Genomic DNA, 19,765 nt, shown 5'->3' with positions numbered 1-19,765 from the left:
GTTTCGGATGACAGGGCGATGCCCGTCGGGATGGATGGCGACTAGATTTCGACCGCGCCGGTCATGATGGCGACGACATCGGCCATCGAATGGGTCTTGGGGCTGACGACCCCCGCCCGCCGGCCAAGCCGCATGATGTGAATGCGGTCGGCCAGCTCGAAGACGTTCGGCATGTTGTGGCTGATCAGCACGACGGGCAGGCCGCGATCGCGGATCGTCTTGATCAGCTCCAGCACCTGGCCGGTCTCCCGCACGCCGAGGGCTGCGGTCGGTTCGTCCATGATGACGAGCTTGCGGGCGAAGACGGCGGCGCGGGCGACGGCGACGCCTTGCCGCTGGCCGCCCGAGAGCGTCTCGACGGGGCTGTTGATCGAGGGCAACCGGAACTTGAGCTCCGCCATGCTGCGCTCCGCCTCGGCGCGCATGCCGGGCTTGTCGAGGCGGCGGAACACGGTGCCCATGATGCCGCCGCGGCGGCGCTCGCGGCCGAGAAACAGATTGCTGGCGATATCGAGCGCGGGGGCGACGGCGAGGTCCTGATAGACCGTCTCGATGCCACGCTGGCGCGCATCGAGGGGGCCCTTGAAGTGCACCGGCTGCCCATCGAGCAGGATCTCGCCGCTGTCGGGGCGCACGGCGCCGGTCAGCGCCTTGATCAGCGTCGACTTGCCGGCGCCGTTGTCGCCGACGACGGCGAGGATCTCGCCGGCGCGCAGTTCGAAATCGACGCCGTCGAGGGCGACGAGGTGGCCATAGTGCTTGGTGATGTTGCGCGCCTCGAGGACGACTTCGCCTCGGGTGGCGTCACGGGCGGCTGGAGCGAGCGACATCAGCGCCTCCTGCGGGACATCTGGTCGAGCGCGACCGCGACGATGACAAGGACACCGGTGACGAGATCCTGCCAGAGCGGATCGATGCCGGCGAGGGTGAGACCGTTGCGCAGCACGCCGACGATCAGGGCGCCGATCAGCGTGCCGACCAGGCCGCCGCGTCCGCCGAACAGGCTGGTGCCGCCGATTACCACAGCGGTGATGGAATCGAGATTGGCGGTCTGCAGCGAATTGGGGTCGGCGTTGGGGATGCGTCCGAGCGCCAGCCAGGCGCCGATGCCATAGAGGAAGCCGGCGAGTACATAGACCGAGAGCAGATGGCGGCGCACCGGGATGCCGACGAGGCGGGCGGCTTCCGGATTGTTGCCGATGGCATAGACGTGCCGGCCCCACTTCGTCTCGTTCAGCAGATACCAGACGACGGCGTAGAGCAGCAGCATGATCATCACGCCATAGGTGACGACGAAGCCGAACGGTTTGACACTGTTGCCGGTCCAGCCGAGGAACGCGTCGCGGACCGGGAAGGCGCCGCCGGCCGAGATCAGGCGCAGCGCGGCGGTCAGGATGCCGAGAATGCCGAGCGTGACGATGAAGGGCGGCAGCTTCAGGCCGCTGATCAGCCCGCCCGCCGCGGCGCCGGCCGCTGTGCAGACGAGCACGGCGAAGGCCATGGAGAGGACGGGATCATAGCCGTTCGCCACTAGCTTGCCGGCGATGATCGTGCCCAGCACGGCGATGGCGCCCACGGCGAGATCGATGCCGGCGGTCAGGATGATCAGCGTCTGGCCGATCGCCAGCGTGCCGATGATCACCGTCTGCTGCAGGATGATCGAGAGGTTCTGGCTGGCGAGAAAGCGTGGATTGGTCAGTGCGAAGATGGTGCCGAAGACGAGCAGCACCAGGAGCGGACCCACGGAGGGCGTGCCGACGATGCGCGCCATCAGCCCGGCGCGCGGCGTGGCCACAGTCGCGGAAGAAGCAGTCATCTGAACCTCAAGCCTGACGGGTAAGCAAACCATCAAACCTCCCGGTCGAGCCAAGCCCCCGACCCGTGGCGCGAAGCGCTATCAGGTCGAAGGATTGGCTCTTCCGGGAGATGGTGTCGTCAGTCGCCCCAGCAGTTCTCGAGGCCCCAGGCGGTGTCCTTGGACTCGATGCCGTCCACCGGCTTGTCGGTGATCAGATACGAGCCGGTATCGACGAAGCCGCTCGGCTTCTTGCCGGAGGCAGCGTATTCGGCGACGGCGTCGACGCCCATGGCCGCCATCTTGTAGGGGAACTGCATGACGGTGGCGGCGATCTTGCCGTCCTTGACGTCACGCACGCCGGCGCAGCCGCCGTCGATCGAGGTCAGCATCACCGCGTCTTCCTTGCCGAACGACTTCAGCGCGGCGAAGGCGCCGGCGGCGGCCGGCTCGTTGATCGTGTAGACGGCGTTGATGTCGCCATTCTTGGAGAGAAGGTTCTCCATGCCGACCTGGCCCTTGTCCTGCGCGCCATTGGTGATGGCGGAGCCGGCGATCGAGGGATCGCCCTCGGCAATGCCGAAGCCCTTCAGGTAGCCGTCATGACGGAACGTGTCGACCGTGCCGCCCGGGGTGCCATCGAGCATGGCGACGACGGCCTTCATGTCGCCCATCGCCTTACGGGCATAGGCGCCCTGCTGCACGCCGGCCTGGAAGTTGTCGGTGGCGAACGTCGCGTCGACGGCGTCGGCCGGGTCGGTGGCGGTATCGAGGGCGATCACCAGGACGCCCGCGTCGCGTGCCTTCTTGATGATGCCGAGCATGCCGGACGAGTTGTTCGGGGTGACCAGGATGCCCTTGGCGCCGGCGCTGATCAGATCCTCGATCGCGGCGACCTGGCCTTCGTTGTCGCCGTCGAACTTGCCCGCGCGGGCGATCAGCTTGACATTCTTGGCCTTGGCCTGCTCCTCGGCGGCCTGGCGCATCTTGACGAAGAACGGGTTCACCTCGGTCTTGGTGACGAGGCCGACGATGACCTCCTCGGCCGAGGCGGCCTGCATGGCGGCGCCGCTGAGCGCGAGGCCGAAGATCGTGACTTTCAATCCGGCCTTCAGCGCGGATACAGGCGACATACGACTGCGATTGGAGATCATGCAATCCTCCCAGATTTGCGTTGAACTGGAGCTCTTTAGCTTCTCGTTCCCGCCTTTCTCCTCAAAGGCTGACGAGGATTAATTCACTCATTTTGGATAAAGTCAAACACACTAAGCTATCTTTTGTATATTTCTGATCTTAATTAAATCAGCGATCCGAAGCCCCGCCGGCGCGCGTCGACGCGAGGCGGCCGAGATCGTGCATCGCCGCGTGCAAGACGGCATCGGCGCTGAGGTTCTGGTAGTGCTGATAGAGCGCGCGATGCGCCGCCGCGTTCGCCGCGCGAGGCTCGTAGGTCTTGAACGCGCGCGCGCCGAACCGCGCCGCGCCGTCCTGGAAGCTCGCGACAATGCCGGCGGCGACCGCGCCATGGATCGCCGCGCCGACGGCGGTCGGATGCTCGATCTCCGGCACCTCGATGACGCGTTCGAGGATGTCGGCCAGGATCGCCACCAGCTCCGGATTGTTGCGGGCGAGGCCGCTCGTCATCAGGATCCGCTCGATCGCGAAGCCGGCGGCCTCGAAGCGGCCGACAACGTTGCGGGCGCCGTGACAGAGCGCCTCCATCAGCGCGCGGTAGATGTCGACGGCGGTCGTCTCCATCGAGAGGCCGAGCAGCAGCCCGGTCAGCTCGGAATCGGCGAACGGCACCCGGTTTCCGTTCCACCAGTCGAGCGCGAGGAGGGAGTTGGCGGCCGGGGCGAGTGCCGCCGCCTCGCGATTGTAGGCTGCAAAACTCTCCGCTTCGCTGGCGCCGCGTGGAAATGTCTTCACGAACCAGCTCAGCGTGTCACCGAAGCTCGCCTGGCCGGCCTCGTAGCACCACAATCCGCGCACAGCGCCGTCTTTCGCCACGCCCTCGATGCCGGCGGGGAGGGGGCGGAATTCGTCGCTGAGCAGGAGATAAGCGGCCGAGGTTCCGAGCGCACCGACGAGGCAACCGCTCGAGACGGCGTGGATTGCCGGCAGCACGACATGGGAATCGATCGTCGCAACGCTGACAATGGCCGGGCCTTCGATGCCAGTCTTTTGACGCCAGCTTTCGGTCAGCGCGCCGGCGGTGGCACCGGCCGCGAGCGGCGGCGCCAGTTTTGGCGCAAGCCCCGCCACCACGCTTGAGGGATAGCCGGCCTCGGTGGAATACTGCGCCTTGTAGGCGGCCAGGCCGAGGCCGCGCGCCTCGATGCCGGTCAGTTGCCAGACCAGCCAGTCGCCGCCCTCGATGAAGCGACCCGTCTCGGCCCAGATATCCGGCGCCTCGGCCTCGATCTGCGCCGCCTTGGCCAGCAGCCATTCGCCGGAGAGCTTGCCGCCGAAATTGGCCAGGAATCCGCCGCCTGTCTTGTTGATGGCGTCGGCATAGGGCTGTGCGGCGCGATGCTTCCAGAGCTTCACATAGGCATGCGGATTTCCCGGATGGATCTCCGACAGCGGCGTGCCCGTTTCCGTCGCCGGCAGGGGCGAGCTCGCGGTGAAGCCGGCGCCGATGGAGAGGATCTGCCGCCCGCCGCCGAGCACGGTCAGAATATCCGCCGCTGCCTCGAGATAGTCCGCCGCGACCTGCAGAGCCCAGCCGCGCGAAAGCGGTGTGCCGTCGGGCAGCGTCCGCGTCAGGATCCCGTGGCGATAGGCGTGAACATGGCTTTCGACCTGATGTCCGCTGGCGGCGTCGATCAGCACGCCGCGCGCCGATTCCGAACCGTAATCGAGCCCGATGAGAAAGGAGCGCGTCATCGGCCCACCATGCTCGTCTCGTCCCTCGGGACACGGTGCTGAAACATGGGGGCACTCTCGCTGGAGATCGGCGGTCGACCCCGCATCGATCGCTTCGATGCGGTTCGTGGCTATCCCTATTAAATAGGATATTTTCAATAAATCGGTCAATAATGTAAATTATTGAACATAAGTGGTGCGTGGACCTTTCGATTTCCGGCTTCATCTCTTCAGCGTTTGTCGATAAACCTCAGCTGGAAACAGGAGCTTCGAATGCTGAAGGACGCAACGTCGGCGGATCTGTCCTCGCTGGCCAATGCGGGGGAAATTCTGTCGCTGGTCGCCTCGCGCGCGGCGACGTCGCGTTCGGACCTGCTCACCGCTTCGGGGCTGTCCCGCGTCACCGTCACGCAGCGGCTGGGCGCGCTGCTCGCCGCCGGTCTGGTGCGCGAGACCTCCCGGACGCTGCCGAGCGGCGGCCGACCGACACGCGTCCTCGCCGTCAACGAGACGGCCGCCTTTTTGCTGGTCGCCAATATCGGCGAGACGCATATCCATCTCGCCGCGATGGATTTGACGCCCGCCGTGATCCGCCAGAGCACGATTCCGTTCAGCGTCGCCGAGGGCCCCGCCGCCACGCTCGGGCGCATCGCCGCCGAGCTGGGAAGGCTTGCGCAGGAGGCAAGGTCCAGCCACGGCGTCCTGCTCGGCGTCGGGCTGAGCCTGCCGACGCCGGTCGACTTCAAGCGTGGGCGCGTCGTCGGCCCCTCGGTGCTGTCGGGCTGGGACGAATACGACATCATCGCGCGCCTGCAGGGGGCGCTGGGCGCTCCCTTCTATGTCGAGAACGACGTGAACCTGATGACGCTCTACGAGTACCGGCACAATTTTCCCGGCGTCGACGACATGCTGTTCATCAAGGCGGGCACAGGCATCGGCAGCGGCTTCATCGCCAGCGGCCAGGTGTTTCGCGGCGCGCAGGGGGCCGCGGGCGATATCGGCCACATCCAGTTCCTTTCCGACGATGCGCCGCTCTGCCGTTGCGGCAAGTTCGGCTGCGTCGAGGCGCGGGCGGCTGGCTGGGCGATCGCCCGCGACCTGTCCCGGCTCGGCTTTCCGGCCGAAAACGCCCGCGACGTCATCGGGCTGGTCGAGAGCCAGACGCCGGAGGCGATCATGCTGCTTCGCAAGGCCGGCCGGACGATCGGCGAGGTTGCCTCGGACGTCGTCAGCATCATCAATCCGAGCCTGATCGTCGTCGGCGGCACGCTGGCGCGCGGCGGCGAGATCCTCTTGTCCGGCATTCGCGAGCTGATCTACCAGCGCTGCCTGCCGCTCGCCACGCGCGATCTTCGCATCGTCCTGGCCGAGCCGGATGCCGACAGCGCTCTGTTCGGCGCCGCCCATCTCATCCTTGACGACGTGTTCAGTCCGGCCAAGGTCGGTGGATTGATCGCCCGGTTCGGCATCGCGGGCCCGCGATCATGATCTCGCGGTTGCTGTCGGGGTCCCATCCACACGCATCCTGTCTTCCAGACGCGTCTGACCGAGCGCCCGCACCTGTCCAGACGTTCGAGATCTATGGACTGCCAGGGATCGGTGGCACGGTCAGGCCACTCTGAAAGCTGCTGGCCGTCCAGTCATAGATAGCGGCATTGGTCCGGAGGTTGCCGAGCCGGGGAGCCGACAGATCGAGAATGTCGACAATGACGATGGTCCACATCACGGATAGCAGCACAAGCAGCACCCGCGACTGCTTTTCCTTCAGACCCTGCTGGTAGCCAAGACATCCCATGCTGAGAAGCGTCATGGCGAGCAGGAGCAACAGGATCTGCCGTGGCAGGCTGGTCTCGAAGGCGAAGCGTTCGCTGGTCGCAGCGTCGAACATGTCATTGAGGGCCGCCATCAGGGATGCTGAGATCGGGCCGGGCTGTTCGCGCACCAGACCGGAAAGCTGGCCCCAGATTTCCGACTGCATCGCATTGGTGCGGTCGATGATTGTCGCGACGGTGCCGGATCCGTTCTCAGCGAGGATGAAGTCTTTGCGGATGCCGTTATAGGTCTCGATCAATCTCGCGATTTCCTCGCTCCGCGGCGCGCCGATGGCCTTGGCACGCAGCCACGCCGTTCCGATCGCATTCGCTTCGATCAGGGTCCCTTGTCGACGCTCGGCATAGCGTGTGTTTGCGAAGGTCAGCGTCAATGCGAGGACGAAGGCCAGGAGCCCCAGCATGCCGCCGACCACAACGCCAACGGTCTCGGACTGTCCAGCGGCCGGCGGCCGCGACAGCCCGAGACGGATCCCGATTTCCAGGGCTGCGAGTTGGGCGACGAGCAGCAGCGCGCCAAACAGTAGAACGCTGATTTCCGCGATCGAGGCAAGAAATTCTATCATGATCAGATGCAGCCAACGGTGTGGGGATCCAGATCTTGGCCGCAACTAGGCGCCCATACCGGTGAACGAAGCGTAAAATGGGGTGATGGAGGGAATACTGGCTTGTGGTGGACTTTATGCTTCCGGCGCCCATCCTTGCGCGACGGCACCGGGCGAGCCGCCCGAACGCGGGCCGGTGCGAAAGGGTCCGATGTCGCGACGGCGGCCGTTCTCATCTCGGTTGCCGATCCGGACCGTCACAACGGGCTGATCCGGGGGGCAGCCCCCCGCGCCAAGGCGAACCTCACTGTGCCATGTCGCGCCAGACTGTCTGCCCCATCAGACGTCCCATTCCGTCCTGATACTGCTCTTCGGAGGTCGACCAGCGGAGGCGGGCATATTCCTCGACATCCGGCCCGACGACATAGCGCAGCCGGTGTGACCGATCCGCGGCGGCTTCAAAGATCGCATCGACGACCGAGCGTTCTTCCGTCGATGCGAACGGATAGTCGATCATCGATTGCAGCGCGTGGTCGAAATAGGCTCGGTAGGCGTCCGGCACCGGCGCTTCGGCGGATGCCGCCATGCCCGAACTGGTAAAGCTGGTGCTTCGCATCGCGCCCGGCTCGACCAGCTTGATCCGGATGTTCTGCGATTCCAGCTCGTAGGCGAGGGACTCGGAAAGGCCTTCGACCGCTTGCTTGGAGGCGACGTAGATCGACAGCAGCGGCACGCCTACCAGGCCGACGCCCGAACTGACATTGACGATGGTGCCGCCCTTGCGCTGGCGCAGATAGGGCAGCACGGCGCGCGTTACGTTCATCAGCCCGAAGACATTGGTTTCGAAGATCTGACGGATCGCCTCCGTGGGCGTTGCCTCGAACACCGATACCATGGTGATACCGGCATTGTTGACGACGGCGTCGAGAGCACCAAAGCGCTCGATGCCGGCCCGGATGGCAGCATCGATGCTGCGAGGGTCGGACACGTCGAGCGCGTGGACGAGAACCCGGTCGGGATAGGCGGCGGCGAGGTCAGGCTCCGGCTTGCGCATGGTGGCGACAACATTCCAGCCCTGGGCGGCAAAGTGCGAGGCGGTCATCTTGCCGAGGCCGGTCGAACAGCCGGTGATGAGGATGGTCTGGGTCATTTCCTGGCTCCTTTGGTGGGATGGCCAAGGACTAGCTCCAGGAGACGGTTCGATCTATAATGCATTATCCTGATATCGTTATGGATCGTCCCAATGGATGCGTTGACTGATGTCATCCGCCTGCTGCGGCCCGCCACCGTTCTGCTTGGGAGCCTGTCCGGTTCCGGGCAATGGGGCGTGCGGGTGCCCGAGCAGCCGGGTCCGACCTTCTATTTCGTCACGGAAGGTCGCTGCTGGTTCCAGGCGGATGGGGAGACCGCGCTCGATTTGCGGCAAGGCGACTACATTCTCTCCGCCAGGCCGATGAGTGACTGCTTCTTCAGCGATCCGGGTGCCGAGATCCATCTCTCCGACGAGAGCTTCAAGGCGGAGCACCATGTCGACGGCGAGGTCCGCGTCGGCGACATCGGCACCGCCCCCACCACGCGAATCCTCGGCGGGCTCATCCAATGCGAACCCGCCAATGCCGACTTGCTGATCGGCCTGTTGCCACGCTTTGTCCATGTGCCGGCGGCGGAGCAGACTGCGGCCCGACTGCGGGCTCTGGTGTCGATCATCCGGGAGGAGGCGGACGACACCCGGTCCGGCCGCGACGCCATCCTGTGCCGCCTGATCGAGGTGATGCTGATCGAAACCCTGCGACGGGGCGCGCCGGAATGGTCCCCCCATGTCGGCCTGCTTGGCGGGCTGGCCCAGCCACAGCTGGCCCAGGCTCTGGCCCATATCCACGCCGATGTCGCGCGCGGCTGGACGGTCGGCGAGTTGGCGCGTCGGGTCGGCATGTCGCGCTCGGTGTTCGCACGGCGCTTCGCCGAGGCGGTCGGTGTCGCGCCGGTCGAATATCTGCTGGGCTGGCGGATGGCTCTCGCCAAGGATGCGCTGCAACGGGACGCCGGTACGCTGGAGGAAGTCGCCCTGGCCGTCGGCTACCAATCGGCAAGCGCCTTCAGCACCGCCTTCAGCCACCGCGTCGGCTGCCCGCCAAGCGAATACGCCTCGGCGGCAAGACCCCGATTCGGCTTGGCCCCGGTCGCGCGGGCGTCGGAAAATTTGGGCGGCTTCGCCTGAATGGCTATAAGGCCGCTCCAGATCCTCCCAGACGCCGCGGACCCATGATTCGTCTCGATAACATCAGCAAGCAGAACGGCCACCAGATCCTGTTCATCGATGCCTCGATGGGACTGCAGAAGGGCGAGAAGGTCGGCCTCGTCGGCCCCAATGGCGCCGGCAAGACCACGCTGTTCCGGATGGTGACGGGTGAGGAGAAGCCGGATGACGGCCAGGTGTCGATCGATCCGGGCGTCAGCATCGGCTATTTCAGCCAGGATGTCGGCGAGATGTCGGGCCGCAGCGCCGTATCGGCGGTGATGGACGGCGCCGGGCCGGTCAGCGAGCTGGCGGCCGAGATGGCCGAGCTCGAGGCCGCCATGGCGGATCCGGACCGGATGGACGAGATGGACGCCATCGTCGCGCGCTATGGCGACGTTCAGGGCCGTTTCGAGGAACTGGACGGTTATGCGTTGGAGGGCCGCGCGCGCGAGGTTCTCGCGGGGCTGCGCTTCAGTGAAGAGCGGATGGACGGCGATGTCGGCGCTCTGTCGGGCGGCTGGAAGATGCGTGTGGCGCTCGCCCGCATCCTGCTCATGCGCCCCGACGGCATGTTGCTCGACGAGCCGAGCAACCATCTTGATCTGGAGAGCCTGATCTGGCTGGAGGAATTCCTCAAGGGCTATGACGGCATCTTGCTGATGACGTCGCATGACCGTGAGTTCATGAACCGCATCGTCAACAAGGTGGTCGAGATCGACGGCGGCTCGCTCACCACCTATGCCGGCAACTATGACTTCTACGAGCAGCAGCGCGCGCTCGGCGAGAAGCAGCGCCAGGCGCAGTTCGAGCGCCAGCAGGCCATGCTCGCCAAGGAGATCAAGTTCATCGAACGGTTCAAGGCGCGCGCCTCCCACGCCGCCCAGGTGCAGAGCCGAGTGAAGAAGCTGGAGAAGATCGACCGGATCGAACCGCCGCGTCGCCGCCAGTCCGTGCAGTTCGAATTCCGCCCGGCGCCGCGCTCCGGTGACGACGTCGTCAGCCTCAAGAACGTGCACAAGGGCTATGGCGCGCAGTCGATCTATGCCGGGCTGGATTTCCAGGTCCAGCGCAAGGAGCGCTGGTGCATCCTGGGCGTCAACGGCGCGGGAAAGTCCACGCTGCTGAAGCTGGTGACGGGGGCGTCCGAGCCGGATCAGGGCAGCGTGACGCTCGGCGGTAGCGTGAAGATGGGCTATTTCGCGCAGCACTCGATGGAACTGCTCGACGGTGACGAGACGGTGTTCGAGTCGCTGGAAGGATCGTTCCCGCAGGCCGGCCAGGGCTCACTCCGGGCGCTCGCCGGCTGCTTCGGCTTTTCCGGCGACGATATCGACAAGCGCTGCCGCGTGCTGTCGGGCGGCGAGAAGGCCCGCCTGGTCATGGCCAAGATGCTGTTCGACCCGCCGAACTTCCTCGTTCTCGACGAGCCGACCAACCATCTGGATATGGCGACGAAGGAGATGCTGATTGCGGCGCTGTCGGAGTTCGAAGGCACGATGATCTTCGTCTCGCATGACCGCCATTTCCTGGCGGCGCTCTCCAATCGCGTGCTGGAACTGACGCCGGATGGCATCCACCAATATGGCGGCGGCTACACCGAATATGTCGCCAGCACCGGCAGCGAGGCGCCGGGGCTGCATCCGGCAAGCTAGCCGGGCCCCGGAGCGCCTCCTGTCGCGCTTCAGCCGGGCAGGGCGGCGGTGATCATCACCTCGACGCGGTACTTGTCCTTGGCAAGGCGGGCCTCGCCGGTGGCGCGGGCGGGCGTGGCGGCCGGATCGACCCAGGCGTCCCAGACGGCGTTCATCGCCTGGAAATCGCGGATGTCGGCGAGCCAGATCGTCGCCGAGATCAGATGCGACTTGCTGGTGCCGGCGAGCGCCAGCAGGCGATCGACATCGGCGAGTGCGGCGCGCGTCTGCGACGCGACATCCTCGCCGTCGCGTCCGACCAGGCCGGAGAGATAGACGACGCCGTTGTGGATGACGGCGTTGCTCATGCGCGGGCCGGGTTCGATCCGGGTGATGGTCATCGAGATTTCCTTGTCTTGGCGCGACGGGGTGTCGGCGTGAGGCATCGTTCCGGCGAGGGCAGGGCCCCGCCGGTCGGCGCGGATGGGTTTGGGGCGGTCTAGGCCGACTGTGGCGGCGGGATTCCGACGGTATGGCCGGCGAGGTCGAGATAGCGGCGGTAGGCTTCGGCATAGGACGGGGCGCGGCCGGGATCCGGCTCGAAGCGCTGGCCGAACGCGACGGTGCGCCCGACCACGTCGGAGAGTGTGCCGGCGCCGAGACCGACCTGTGCCATCAGCGCCGCACCGACGCTGGAGGCGTCGAGTTCCTCGATGCGCACCAGCGGCCGCTGCAGCACGTCGGCCAGGATCTGGCACCAGCGGTCGACGCGGGCCCCGCCCTCGGCGACGCGGATCTCGTCGACATGGCCACCGAGCGCCTGGAACATCTCGACCGACTGGCGGACGTTGAAGGCGACGCCCTCCATAACGGCGACGACCATCTCGGCGGCGCCATGTGATGAGGAGAGGCCGGAGAAGGCTGCGCGCGCTTCCGGGGCGGAGTAGGGGGTCGCGGCGCCTTCGAGGAAGGGCGCGAAGGCAAGGCCGCGCGCGCCGGGCGGAACCTCGGTGCTGAAGGCGACCATGTCCTCGAACTTCAACGGTGTGTCGCGCCAGGACGACAGCAGCCGGTGCAGCCAGGCGAGGCTGAGGCCGCCGCTCATGACGAGACCAAGCCAGATCGAGAGGCCCGGTTCGGCGTGGCTGATGTGCCAGAAGCCCCGATGCGTACGGGCGGCTGGCAGGCCGGCTTCCGAAAGCACGACATGGCCGGCGGTGCCGAGGGTGACGCCGAGCACGCCCGGTTCCACCACGCCACAGCCGACGGCCAAGGCCGCGACGTCGCCGCCACCGGGGACCACCGGCGTCCCGGCTGCGAGGCCGGTTGCTGCGCTGGCGTCTTCCGTGACCGCGCCGGCGATGGCGCAGGCGGGCAGGATCGCCGGCAGGATCTTCGGATCGAAGCCGGCGGCGTCCGCCAGTTCGGCGATCCAGCTCGATGTCTCGACATCCATCAGGCCGGTGGCGGAGCCATCCGAAGGGTCGGTCGCCTCGACGCCGGTCAGTTTCCAGAGAATGAAATCCTTGACCAGCAGGACGCGTCGCGTCCGGGCGAGCCGGTCGGGCTCGTGCCTCGCCAGCCAGGCGAGCTTGGAAAGCACGGCGATCGGATTCAGTTCGGTGGCGGCGCGCTGGCGCAGGAGGTCGCCGAGGCGCTGGTCGAGATCCCGTGCCTCCGCCACCGCGCGGGTATCGAGCCAGATGATCGCCTCACCGAGGATGCGGTCCTCCGCGTCGAGCAGCACGAAGCCGTTCAACTGCCCCGACAGGCCGACACCGGCGATTGTCGTGCCGTCAGCCTGCCCGAGCGCATCGCGGCAGGCGGCGCAGGTCGCCGCCCACCAGTCTTCGGCCGATTGCTCGACAAAGCCGGAGGCCGGCGTGCGGGTCGGATAGGGCCGGCTGGCGCGGGCCAAAACGGACCCGTCGCCACCGACGACCACCACCTTGACCGCCGAGGTCCCGATATCGATGCCAAGCGTTGCCTGCATGTCGGATCAGCGCTCGCCGGCGAAAAAGCGACGGGGATTGTCGATGAACAGCATGGTCAGCTCGGCCTCGGTGAAGCCTTCCTGCAGCAAGCGGGCGCGGAACGAGGTAAGCACGAAGTCGAGGCCGGGGCCGCCGCCATAGGCGCGCCAGTAGCTCGGCCGGCCGAGATCGTTACCGATCAGCAGGCGCTGGCCGTAGCCGCTATCGATCATGTCGCGCAGCAGCGCGACGCGGCGGCTTTCCGGGCCGTATTTCGACTTGCCGAAGCTGTCATAGCCAATATAGACGCCCATCGCCGCGATGCGCTTGTGTTCGGGGGCGTCGGGATTGCGGTCCATGTGGCTGAGCGCGATGCGGTGCGCGTCGACGCCCTGCTCGATCAGAAGGTCCGACTGCTCGTAGCCCATCGTGCCGGCGGTGGTGTGGGTGATCACCGGTCGGCCGGTCTCGCGATAGGCGGCGGCGGCGACACGGACGAGCTTCTGACCCATCTCGTTGAAATTATTGTATTCCGTGCCGCACTTGATGATGCCGGCCTTGATGTCGGTGCCGTCGATGCCGACCGTTAGGTCGCGCACCGTGTCGCGGATCATGTCGGCTTCAGCGACGGCATGGCCCCAGCGGCCCATGTAATGCGGCCGGTTGTAGCCGGCGGTCATGATGACGTTGACCTCGGGCACCTTGTCGGCGATCGCCTTGATCTTGCCGACGTTACGGCCGAAATCGACGGCGGTCAGTTCGCAGAGGGTGCGGCCGCCGGCCTTGGCGAAGCTCTGCAGCTCTTCGGCCGACTTTTCAACCGAGTCGAGCGCGAAGTCGGGGTCCTTGCTATGCAGCCAGGTCGGCGGCTCGACATAGAGATGCTCGTGATAATCGGTGATGCCGAGCTGGTCGGGCGTGATCGGCCCGTTGACGGTCATGATTTCAGTCATTTGTCTTCTCCTGGGATCAGGCCGTGCCGGGCGAGAAAGCCCTGCCAGAGGGTGGCGGAACGGTCGGCGGCAAGCGAAATCCAGCGCTCACCCTTTTCGGCGGTGGCCGATGTCGGGTCGCCGAACACACCGGTACGCATGAAATTTCCCATCGAGAGCTCCGACTTGCCGTAGTCGGGCGGCACCGGCGGATAGTCGGCCGCAGCGCGGTCCATGTGGACCAGTTCCGGCGCGATCGCCAGCATCAGTGAAGTCTCGATTTCCTCGGCGTGGATGTCGTCGTGCCAGGGCTTGCTGTCGGCCTCGGCGAGCATCTCCTTGAGGCCGCCATACATGCCGTAGAGCATCTTGATGTCGAGCTGGTCGTGGATCAGCTCGCGCAGCGCATGCTTGATCGGCTGCGGGTTGGAGCCATGGCCCGAGACGACGTAGACGGCGTGGATGCCCCAGCGGTCGAGGCTCTCGGCGACGTCGCGGATCATGCGCATATAGGTGTCGAAGCGCAGCGTCAGCGTCGCCGGCACGTCGCGCCAGACCCAGGCATAGCCGAGCGGCACCGCCGGCAGGACCAGCCCACAGCTCTTCTTGGCGATCTCGAGTGCCATCCGTTCGGCGATCAGCGTGTCGGTGTTGGTCGGCAGGTGCGGGCCATGCTGCTCGGTCGAGCCGACGGGCAGGATGGCGAAGGGCACGCGCTCGATGAAGCGTTCGATTTCCGGCAGCGTGGCGCGGCCGGCGTCGAGGAACATCGGTTCGCTCATGCGGCTTTATCCTCCTGGGTGAGGCTCGCCCGATAGGCGGGATCGGCGTCGTAGCGTTCCTGGTCGATCGAGACCGGGCCGCGGTAGCCGGGCGCGCGGCCGGCCAGCCAGAGGGCGGCCGGGTCGAGGATGGAAGGCGGCGCCAGCTCGGCCCGCTCGGTCTCGGTAAGGTGCGCGAAGAAGCCGGTATCGATTTTCACCGAGGGGAACAGCGTGTTGACGTTGACACCGTTCGGGCCGAGTTCGAGCGCCAGCACGCGGGCCAGCATCTCGACGCCGCTCTTCGACGTGCAATAGGGCGCGTCCTCGGCCTTGGCCTGGTCGAGGAAGGCGAGCGAGGACGTGACGAAGACGATGTTGCCGTGGCCCTGCGCCGCCATGCGGCGGCCGGCGAGCCGGCCGGTCAGGAACGCGCCATCGACATTGACGCGCAGGATGCGCTGCCAGTCGGCATAGGGCAGGTCGATCGCGGCGCGATGGGCGAGGTCCGTCAGCGCCGCGTTGCCGATGACGGCGGAGACCGGGGTCCGGTCCCATGCCGCTTCCAGCGCCGCGTCGAAAGCGGGTTCGTCCGTGATGTCGGCGACGGCGTGGCGATAGGTCGAATCGGCGAGCGCCGCGCCGCCGAGGTCGATGCCGGTGACGAGCCAGCCTTCGGCGAGGAAGCGTTCGGCGAGCGCCCGGCCTATGCCGCGCGCAGCTCCGGTGATGACGATGTGACGGCGGCTCATTTCACCGCTCCCGAGGCGAGGCCGGAGACGATATGGCGCTGGGCGAAGCCGACGAAGAGCAGAGCCGGGATCATCGAGCAGACCGAGACGGCGGCGATCAGCGGCCAGTCGAACGACATGGTGCCGGCGAGCGACGCCACGGCGACCGGCACGGTCTGCGAGCCGCGCGAGGTCAGGATGAAGGCGAGCAGGAACTCATTCCACGACAGGATGAAGACGACGATCGCGACCGAGGCCAGCATCGGCCGGGCGATCGGCACGATGACGAGCAGCAGGATCTGCAGATGCGTGGCGCCGTCCAGCATCGCCGCCTGGTCGAGATCCTCCGGCACGCTGCGGAAATAGGTCATCAGCATCCAGACCGCGAGCGGCAGCGTGATGGTGAGATGCGCCAGCGAGACGGCGAAGCGCGTGTCGAGCAGGCCGATCGACTTGAACAGCACGTAGAGCGGCAGGATGACGGCGAAGAGCGGCGCCATGCGGATCGACAACACCCAGAAGGAGAGGTTGTCCTGCACCTTGCCGCGGATGCGGGTCAGCGCATAGGCGGCCGGCGTACCGAGCAGAAGCGTCAGCACGACATTGCTGAGGGCGATGGTCAGGCTGTTGCCGAAAGCACCGAGGAAGCCCTGCGCGACGATCTTCTGGTAGGCGGAGAAGTCCGGCGTGAAGATCAGCTTGGGCGGCAACGCCAAGGCCTCGTTGCGGGTCTTCAGCGAACCAAGCGCCAGCCAGGCGATCGGCAGCAGCACGAAGACCAGCGTCGCGCCCAGGAAGGCCAGGCGGCCGAGGCGGGCGAACGGATTCTGTCCGGCGGGACCCGAATGGCTCATGACGGCATCCTCAGGAAGCGGCGATAGACGATCGAGGCGCAGACGGTCGTGACGACCAGCATGACGACGCCGAGGGCGGCGGCGCCGCCGAAGTCGAAGCCCTGGAAGGCGGTCTTCCAGCCGAGCAGCGACAGCGTCTGGGTCGAACGGCCGGGGCCGCCCTTGGTCATCACGTAGATCAGCTCGAAGGTGTTGAGCGCGTCGATGACGCGGAACAGGAGGGCGATGACGACGGCGCTGCGCATCATCGGCAGCGTCACAAGCCAGAATTCCTGCAGCGCGCTGGCGCCATCGAGGCGGATCGCCTCGTAGTGGTCGCGCGGGATCGCCTGCAGCGCCGCCAGGAAGATCAGGAACATGAAGGGCGTGCGGCTCCAGACGTCGGCGATGACGATCGAGATCAGCGCACCGGTCGGGTTGGCCAGCATGTTGGTTGTGATGCCGACATTCGGCAGCACGAAGGCGCCGAGAAAACCCATCTCGCCATTCATCAGGAAGCGCCAGGTGAAGCCGGCAACGACGGGCGGAATGACCAGCGGCATGACGACGATGGCGCGGATGAAGCCTGGCGAATTGGGACCGGAGAGTGCCAGCGCCAGTCCGAAGGCGAGGATCAGCATCAGGATCGTCGACAGCACGAGATAGAGCGCCGTCACCTGCACGGCCGAGGCGAAGCTCGCCGACCTGAACAGGGTCGCGAAGTTCTGGACGCCATCGAAATAGACGCTGGGATCGGTGACGATCCAGTGCGTCACGCTCATCCAGACGAGATAGCCCGATGGGAACAGCACCACGATTCCGAGCGCGAGCACCATCGGAGCCAGGAACCAAAAGCGCCAGTCTTGCAACATCTTGCCGCGAACCTCAGGCCATCGGGGAGAGAGGGCCGGCGCAAGCGCCGGCCCGTTGGGATCGGGACGGACCCGTTACTTCTTGTAGTAGCCGGCCCGCTCCATGCGGTCGGTCGCCCAGACCTGGAGGTTGTTCAGCGCCTCGTCGGTCGTGGTCGAGCCGGAGATCGATTCCGACGCGGCGGTGCCGATCTTGTCCATGAACTCGGTCAGCTCGGGGATGTAGGGGAAGTAATGCGGTTCGGCGTCGTTGAACGAGGCCTCGATCGCGTCGAGCGTCTCCTTCGGCCACTTACCGGTCAGGATCGGACCATGCATGATTTCCGGATAGGTCGTGTAGGGCCAGCCGATCTGGGTCGCGAAGTTTTCCATCACGGGCTGGCTGGTCAGGAAGGCGAGCGCCTTGTAGGCGGCCTCCTTGTCCTTGGCGTATTTGCTCATGCCGACCGAGAAGGTCCAGAAGCTCTGGATCGCCTTGCCGGACGGGCCGACGGGCGACGGGGCGAAGACGCTGTTCTCCTTGACGGCGGCGACTTCGGAGCTGCCGAGACCGGCGAAGCCGTTGATCGCCGACGGCATCAGCACGACGGCCTTGCCCTGGGCATAGAGGTTCATCATGTCGACCCAGGTGTGGGTCGCGATGCCGGGCGGGCCGAACTCCTTCGACCAGCGCACGAAGGTATCGAAGCCGGGCTTGAACTTGCCGGTGAAATCGGGCTTGGCGCCGGTTTCCTTGATCTTGGCCGGCGTGTCGGCGCCGCCCTCGAACCAGGCGGAATCGCCAGCATAGGCATAGACGAAGCCGGTCAGGTCGAGCGACGGCTCTTCGCCCGGCGCGCCGCGCATGGTCAGCGGATAGACGTCGGTGATGCCGTCCTTGGCGAGGCCGTCCTTGACCGTCTGCAGAGCCTTCTCGAGCTCCTCGGTGGTCTTCGGGAAGCTGGTGATGCCGTATTTGTCGAAGATGTCCTTGCGGTAGAGGACGCCGGCGCCGAACGAGTAGTAGGGCAGGCCCCAGAGCTGGCCGTCGACGCGGTTGGCTTCGAGGAAGGGGGCGTAGACCTTCTTGGCGTCGAAATAGTCGGTCGCCTTGTCGGCATAGCCGTCGAGGGGCTCGAGATAGCCGGCGGCGGAATAAGTCTGCACGGCGCCGTCGCTGCCGAGCATGACGAGATCGTAGTTGCCGGTGCCGTTGACGAGATCGAGCAGCACCTTCTGGCGCGCCACGTCCTCGTCGGCATATTCCATGTTGATGACGATGCCTTCCTTCTTCTCGAAGTCGAGCAGCGCCTGGGTCTTCTCGGTGCCCGAGGGACCGAACAGATCGGCCCAGGCAAAGCCGGCGCCGAAGCCGACGACATTGATCGTCGTCTCGGCCTGGGCCGGCGCCGCAGAGGCGAGCAATCCGGCGACGAGCGCGGCGGAGCCGCCTGTCAGAAGCTTTTTCAGCATGGAGGATCTCCCGTTCTGGTTCGCCCGTCTGGTTGGTCCGGGCGGCTGGTGTAGTCCGGTCTGCGTTCTTGGTGGCAGTCCCGGTCAGTGGTTCGGCGCGCCGGCGACGGAACGTCCGTCGGCGGCGAAAAGATGGATGGCGTTCGGCTCGGGCCGCAGATTCACGCGGTCGCCCGGCTGCGTGGTGGCGTTCTCGCCCGCCTTGACGATCAGCGTGTCGGCGCTCGTCTCGACATAAATCAGCGTTTCGCTGCCGAGGTGCTCGACGGCGGCGACGGTGCCGGCGATCGGACCTTCATTGGCGACTGTGAGATGCTCCGGTCGAATGCCGAACAACGCCACCTTGTCGGTCGCGGCGGCGTTGACCTCGATGTCGGAACCGCTGGCGAGCTTGAGGCGGATCGAGCTGCCGCTGCGCGAGATCTCGTCGGCCTTGATGAAGTTCATCTTCGGCGAGCCGAGGAAGCCGGCGACGAAGGCGTTGGCCGGGCGACGATAGAGCTCCAGCGGCGTGCCGACCTGGGCAACGCGGCCCTGGTCGAGGATGACGATGCGGTCGGCCATGGTCATCGCCTCGACCTGGTCGTGTGTGACGTAGATCATGGTGTTGCCGAGCGTGCGGTGCAGCTTGGTGATGCCGACGCGGGTCTCGACCCGGAGTGCGGCGTCGAGATTCGACAGCGGCTCGTCGAATAGGAACACGTCCGGCTGGCGCACGATGGCTCGGCCGATGGCAACGCGCTGGCGCTGGCCGCCGGAAAGCGCCGCCGGCTTGCGGTCGAGCAGCGGCGTCAGCTGCAGCATCTTCGCCACCTCTTCGGCCCGGCGACGACGTTCCGGCTTCGGCACGCCGGCGAGCCGCAGGCTCATCGTCATGTTCTCGGCGACCGTCATGTGCGGATAGAGCGCGTAGGACTGGAACACCATGGCGACGCCGCGCTTTGCCGGCGCCACATCGGTGATCCGGCGGTCGTCGAAGTGGATGTCGCCGGAAGTCGCCTGTTCGAGGCCGGCGATAACGCGCAGCAGGGTGGACTTGCCGCAACCGGACGGGCCGACGAAGACGACAAATTCGGAATGGCCGATCTCGAGATCGATGCCGCGCAGCACGGGCACTTCGCCAAAGCTCTTGGTGACGCCGGTGATCCGGATGGCGACCATGTTTCCCCGTCTTTCTGGCAATAGAGGCCCGGCCCGGTGGCCGGGTCGCAGCGCGGTCGATCGATTTATTGGAGCGCTCCAATAGATGTGATCTCACCGGATGCGGCCGGGCTTGTCAAGCCGGCGCAGTGTTGATTCGAACA

18 protein-coding genes are annotated in these 19,765 nt (G+C 66.1%); 3 read left to right on the top strand and 15 right to left on the bottom strand.

What is annotated here, in order from left to right; genetic code table 11:
• Window positions 1–41: 41 nt before the first annotated feature.
• From G342_RS0108660 to G342_RS0108645, 4 genes are all read right to left on the bottom strand, one after another.
• Window positions 42–830 (bottom strand): ATP-binding cassette domain-containing protein, encoded by a 789-nt coding sequence (locus tag G342_RS0108660; protein WP_018182734.1) that lies wholly within the window; start codon window positions 828–830, stop codon window positions 42–44.
• The gene (locus G342_RS0108655; protein WP_018182733.1) at window positions 830–1,816 is read right to left on the bottom strand and encodes an ABC transporter permease; all 987 of its coding nucleotides are present in this window, start codon (window positions 1,814–1,816) and stop codon (window positions 830–832) included. The genes G342_RS0108660 and G342_RS0108655 overlap by 1 nt, the downstream gene beginning before the upstream one ends.
• Before the next feature lie 119 nt (window positions 1,817–1,935).
• Complete coding sequence (locus G342_RS0108650; protein ID WP_018182732.1) at window positions 1,936–2,928, bottom strand: substrate-binding domain-containing protein; 993 nt, start codon at window positions 2,926–2,928, stop codon at window positions 1,936–1,938.
• Between the two features lie 169 nt (window positions 2,929–3,097).
• Entirely contained in the window at window positions 3,098–4,684 is a 1,587-nt protein-coding gene (locus G342_RS0108645; protein WP_018182731.1) for an FGGY-family carbohydrate kinase, read from the bottom strand.
• 252 nt (window positions 4,685–4,936) lie between these two features.
• Between G342_RS0108645 and G342_RS0108640 the strand changes: the two genes are divergently transcribed.
• Entirely contained in the window at window positions 4,937–6,151 is a 1,215-nt protein-coding gene (locus G342_RS0108640; protein WP_018182730.1) for an ROK family transcriptional regulator, read from the top strand.
• Between the two features lie 91 nt (window positions 6,152–6,242).
• Here the strand turns inward: G342_RS0108640 and G342_RS0108635 are convergent, their stop codons facing one another.
• Together G342_RS0108635 and G342_RS23660 are read right to left on the bottom strand one after the other, a co-directional pair.
• Window positions 6,243–7,058, bottom strand: coding sequence for a hypothetical protein (locus tag G342_RS0108635; RefSeq protein WP_018182729.1), 816 nt, complete (start codon window positions 7,056–7,058; stop codon window positions 6,243–6,245).
• 283 nt (window positions 7,059–7,341) lie between these two features.
• Window positions 7,342–8,187: an SDR family oxidoreductase gene (locus G342_RS23660; protein ID WP_018182728.1), complete on the bottom strand. Its 846-nt coding sequence runs from the start codon at window positions 8,185–8,187 to the stop codon at window positions 7,342–7,344.
• Window positions 8,188–8,280: 93 nt separating this feature from the next.
• Between G342_RS23660 and G342_RS0108625 the strand changes: the two genes are divergently transcribed.
• Both G342_RS0108625 and abc-f read left to right on the top strand, forming a co-directional pair.
• Window positions 8,281–9,255: an AraC family transcriptional regulator gene (locus G342_RS0108625; protein ID WP_018182727.1), complete on the top strand. Its 975-nt coding sequence runs from the start codon at window positions 8,281–8,283 to the stop codon at window positions 9,253–9,255.
• A 44-nt stretch (window positions 9,256–9,299) separates the two neighbouring features.
• Complete coding sequence (gene abc-f, locus G342_RS0108620) at window positions 9,300–10,928, top strand: ribosomal protection-like ABC-F family protein (protein ID WP_018182726.1); 1,629 nt, start codon at window positions 9,300–9,302, stop codon at window positions 10,926–10,928.
• Window positions 10,929–10,957: 29 nt separating this feature from the next.
• Here the strand turns inward: abc-f and G342_RS0108615 are convergent, their stop codons facing one another.
• The 9 genes from G342_RS0108615 to G342_RS0108575 form a co-directional block, all read right to left on the bottom strand.
• A complete protein-coding gene (locus tag G342_RS0108615) occupies window positions 10,958–11,308 on the bottom strand; it encodes a RidA family protein (protein ID WP_018182725.1) in 351 nt (116 codons plus the stop codon).
• Between the two features lie 98 nt (window positions 11,309–11,406).
• On the bottom strand, window positions 11,407–12,900 hold the full coding sequence (locus tag G342_RS23655) for a xylulokinase (RefSeq protein ID WP_018182724.1): 1,494 nt from the start codon (window positions 12,898–12,900) through the stop codon (window positions 11,407–11,409).
• A 6-nt stretch (window positions 12,901–12,906) separates the two neighbouring features.
• On the bottom strand, window positions 12,907–13,833 hold the full coding sequence (locus G342_RS0108605) for a phosphotriesterase family protein (protein ID WP_018182723.1): 927 nt from the start codon (window positions 13,831–13,833) through the stop codon (window positions 12,907–12,909).
• A complete protein-coding gene (locus G342_RS23650) occupies window positions 13,830–14,594 on the bottom strand; it encodes a creatininase family protein (protein WP_018182722.1) in 765 nt (254 codons plus the stop codon). Before G342_RS23650 ends, G342_RS0108605 begins: the two co-directional genes overlap by 4 nt.
• Window positions 14,591–15,325: an SDR family NAD(P)-dependent oxidoreductase gene (locus tag G342_RS0108595; protein WP_018182721.1), complete on the bottom strand. Its 735-nt coding sequence runs from the start codon at window positions 15,323–15,325 to the stop codon at window positions 14,591–14,593. Before G342_RS0108595 ends, G342_RS23650 begins: the two co-directional genes overlap by 4 nt.
• Window positions 15,322–16,158, bottom strand: a complete 837-nt coding sequence (locus G342_RS0108590) for a carbohydrate ABC transporter permease (protein WP_018182720.1) — start codon at window positions 16,156–16,158, stop codon at window positions 15,322–15,324. The genes G342_RS0108595 and G342_RS0108590 overlap by 4 nt, the downstream gene beginning before the upstream one ends.
• Window positions 16,155–17,009, bottom strand: a complete 855-nt coding sequence (locus G342_RS0108585; protein ID WP_040878494.1) for a carbohydrate ABC transporter permease — start codon at window positions 17,007–17,009, stop codon at window positions 16,155–16,157. The genes G342_RS0108590 and G342_RS0108585 overlap by 4 nt, the downstream gene beginning before the upstream one ends.
• 75 nt (window positions 17,010–17,084) lie before the next feature.
• Window positions 17,085–18,461 carry an ABC transporter substrate-binding protein gene (locus G342_RS0108580; RefSeq protein WP_018182718.1) on the bottom strand — a complete coding sequence of 459 codons (1,377 nt, stop codon included), beginning with the start codon at window positions 18,459–18,461 and terminating at the stop codon, window positions 17,085–17,087.
• Between the two features lie 84 nt (window positions 18,462–18,545).
• Entirely contained in the window at window positions 18,546–19,622 is a 1,077-nt protein-coding gene (locus tag G342_RS0108575; protein WP_018182717.1) for an ABC transporter ATP-binding protein, read from the bottom strand.
• Between the last annotated feature and the right edge of the window lie 143 nt (window positions 19,623–19,765).

Origin of the sequence: Kaistia granuli DSM 23481 (assembly GCF_000380505.1) — a bacterium.
In the GTDB taxonomy this organism is placed as follows: domain Bacteria; phylum Pseudomonadota; class Alphaproteobacteria; order Rhizobiales; family Kaistiaceae; genus Kaistia; species Kaistia granuli.
The sequence above is the reverse complement of the archived record's forward strand: the minus strand, read 5'-3'. Positions and strand labels throughout refer to the sequence as shown.